This window comes from Streptomyces sp. NPDC102462 (genome assembly GCF_044765425.1).
GTDB lineage: Bacteria > Actinomycetota > Actinomycetes > Streptomycetales > Streptomycetaceae > Streptomyces.
Window position 1 is genome coordinate 1 of record NZ_JBIWKB010000137.1, and the last position, 3,656, is coordinate 3,656.

The 3,656-nt window shown below is 71.3% G+C and carries 1 protein-coding gene; it reads right to left on the reverse strand.

Features of this window, described 5'->3' with window-relative positions:
* Nucleotides 1-3,656, reverse strand: a 3,656-nt coding sequence (locus tag ACIRFL_RS43590; RefSeq protein WP_404041264.1) for a type I polyketide synthase, incomplete at both ends; no start/stop codon positions are given.

A 3,656-nucleotide genomic window follows, 5' to 3' on the forward strand; every position in this document is an offset into this window, starting at 1 on the left:
GCCTGATGCAACGCCACCAACGACGACGAACACGCCGTATCCACCGTCACCGCCGGCCCCTGAAGACCAAGGAAATACGCCAGCCGACCCGACGTCACACTCCCACTGGCACCGGTCAGCAACAGCCCGTCAGCCTCCGCCGAACCCTCGTGCATCGGCGGCCCGTAGTCCTGGTACATCGCGCCGACGAACACGCCCGTGTCGCTGCCGCGCAGCGAACCGGGCTCGATCCCGGCGTCCTCCAGCGTCTGCCACGCGGTCTCCAGCAGCAGCCGCTGCTGCGGATGCATCGCCAGCGCCTCACGCGGCGAGATGCCGAAGAACCCGGCGTCGAACTCCCCCGCTCCGTCGAGGAAGTAGCCCTTGTCGACGTAACTCTTGCCGGTCCGTCCCGGGTCCGTGTCGAAGAGGTCGTCCAGGTCCCAGCCGCGGTCGCGCGGCAGTCCGCCAAGGACGTCCCGTCCCGACAGCACGAGGTCCCACAAACCCTCCGGCGAACGGACCTCCCCGGGGTACCGGCAGCCCATGCCGACGATGGCGACCGGCTCGTCCTCCCCTGCCGACACGGGCTCCACGGCCGCCTGCGCGACGACCTGGGTGCTTCCGCCCAGGAGCTCCTCACGCAGGAGCGCGGCCAGTGTGGACGGGGTCGGGTGGTCGAACACCACGGTGGCCGACAGCCGCAGTCCGGTGACTTCGTTGAGCCGCTTGCGGAGCTCCACCGCGGACAGTGAGTCGAGGCCGAGTTCCCTGAACGCGGCAGTCGGCTGCACGGAGCCGGCGTCGGCATGGCCGAGCACGGTGGCGGTGTGGGAGCGCACCAGGTCGAGCAGCTCGCGGTCGATGTCCTCGGCCGGGCGGCCGGCCAGCCGGTCGGCGAACGTCGAGCCGGTCGCCGAGCCCTCGGTCGCCGCGCGCCGCGCCCGGACCAGCCCACGCAGCACTTCCGGCAGGCTCGCCTGCGTGGCTCGCGCCCGCAGCCGGTCCAGGTCGAGCGCGGCCGGTGTCACGGTGGCCTCACCACCGGCGAGGGCCGCGTCGAACAGTGCGACGCCTTCGTCCGACGACAGCGGTTTCAGCCCGGTGCGCTGGATCCGAGCGATGTCGGCGTCCCCCAGGTGCCCGGTCAGTTCGCTGCGCTCGTTCCAGAAGCCCCACGCGAGTGAGGTCGCCGGCAGTCCGTTGGCACGGCGGTGCTGGGCGAGCGCGTCGAGGAACACGTTGGCGGCGGCGTAGTTTCCCTGGCCCGCGTTGCCGATCGTGCCCATGATCGAGGAGAACAGTACGAACGCGGACAGGCCCAGGTCCCGGGTCAGGTCGTGCAGGTGCCACGCCGCGTCCAGCTTCGGCGCCAGCACGGCGTCGAGCCTTTCCGGCGTCATGCCGGAGATCAGTCCGTCGTCCAGGGTCCCTGCGGTGTGCACCACGCCGGTGAGCGGCCGGTTCGGCGGGATCTTCGCGAGCAGTGCGGCGAGCGCGGCCCGGTCGGCCACGTCGCACGCGGCGACCGTCACCTCGGCGCCCAGCCCGGACACCTCGGCGACCAGGTCCGCGGCGCCAGGAGAGGCCGGTCCGCGCCGGGAGACCAGCAGCAGGTGCCGCACCCCGTGCTTCGTGACCAGGTGGCGGGCGAACAGCCTGCCGAGTGTTCCCGTACCGCCGGTGATCAGCACGGTGCCGCCGGTGTCCCACCGTGACAGCGGCTCCGGGCCGCTCCCGCCCCCGGCCACCGACCGCGCCAGTCTCGGGACCAGGACATGTCCCGCGCGCAGCGCGAACTGGGTGGCGTCACCGGCCAGCGCGGAGGGCAGCGCGGCTAGCGAGCGGTCATCGTCATCGACGTCGACCAGGACCAGCCGGCCGGGGTTCTCGTCCTGCGCGCAGCGGAGCAGCCCCCACAGCGGCGCGGCGGCGAGGTCCGGTACGTGGTCGCCGTGGTCGGTCATCACCGCACGTCGGGTCACCACGACCAGACGTGCCTCCGCGAAGCGGTCGTCCGACGCCCACGCCCGGAGCAGATCGAGCGCACGATACAGCGTGGCGCGTGCGGCCGCGGGGAGGTCCGGCGTGTCGTCCCCTTCGAGGCACACGACCACATCGGACGAATCGTCGGGTACGGCGGACAGCTCGGTGAACTCTCGCCAGTGGACGCCGGTCCGGGTCGTCGCCGAGCGCAGGCCGAACGGGTCGTCGCCGAGCAGCGAGAGCCCGGTGGCCGGTACCGCGTCCGCCGAAGGCGCGGGTGCCCATGCCAGGCGCAGCAGGGAGTCACGGTTCACGGCCTGAGCGCCGAGGTCGGTGAGGTCGGCCGGAAGCATGGCCAGCGATGCCACCTCGGCCACCGGCAGGCCGGCACCGTCCGCCGCGCGGAGCCGTATCGCGTTGTCGCCCGCGGTCGTCACCGCCACCCGCAGCGTGGAGGCACCGGAGGCGTGCAATGTCACGCCTTCCCAGGCGTACGGCAGTCTCACCCGGCCGTCGTCCGGCAGGACCTGGCCCATCAGCGCGGCGTGGAGGGTGGCGTCGAGGAGGGCGGGGTGGATGGTGTAGGTGTCCGGGTCGGTGGGGAGAGCGACCTCGGCGTAGACGTGGTCGTTGTGTCGCCACATCCGCTGCAGCCCCTGGAACACGTGGCCGTAGTGGTACCCGTGGCTGGCCAGGGCCTCGTAGGAGACGACAACCGGCCGCGCCCCGGCAGGGGGCCAGGCGGTGAGATCCCAGTCCGGGGAAGACTCATCGACGTCCAGGACACCCGTGGCGTGACAGGTCCAGGAGGCTCCCGTACCCGTGTCGGGGCGTGCGTCGATACGAATCGGACGCGCACGGTCTTCGGTGGTGGGCTCGCTCACCTCCACCCGCAGCCGTAGGGCACCGTGCTCGGGCAGGACGAGGGGGGTCTGCACGGTCAGCTCACGGATGCTGCCGCAGCCGACCCGGTCGGCGGCATGCACCGCCAGCTCCACGAACGCGGCACCGGGGAACACGACGGTGCCGGCGACCTGGTGATCAGCCAGCCAGGGATGAGTGGCCGACGACACCCGGCCGGTGAAGACCGTACTGGCCGCTCCCTCGACAACAGCACCCAGCAGCGGATGTCCCGCCGCGGTCAGCCCGACCGCACCGACATCCCGACGCCCACGGTCCGCAGCCAGCCAGTACCGCGTCCGCTGGAAGGGATAGGTCGGCAGAGTGACATGACGGCCAAAGCCCTGGTCCGCCAGGTTCCAGCGGTCAACAGCCCCCTCGGTGAAGGCCTCCCCGACCGACCGCAGAAAGTAACCCAGGCCGCCGTGGTGACGACGCAGCGTCCCGATACTCCGGGCAGGGGTGTGCGTGCTGTCGATGGTCTCCTGCAGACCGGCGGCCAGAACCGGGTGCGCACTGCACTCGATGAACGTGTCGAAACCGTCCGCCAACAACAACCGGACGACGGCCTCGAACTCGACGGTCCCCCGGAGATTACGGAACCAGTAATCCGCGTCGAGTTCAGCGGTGTCTATCTGCTGCCCGGTGACGGTGGAGTAGAAGCACAGGTCGCCGGCTTGCGGTTTGATCGTCGCCAGCAGATCCAGCACCTGGTCACGGATCTCGTCGACGTGCCGGGAGTGGGAGGCGTAGTCGACCGGGATGCGCCAGGTGCGCACACCATCGGCCTC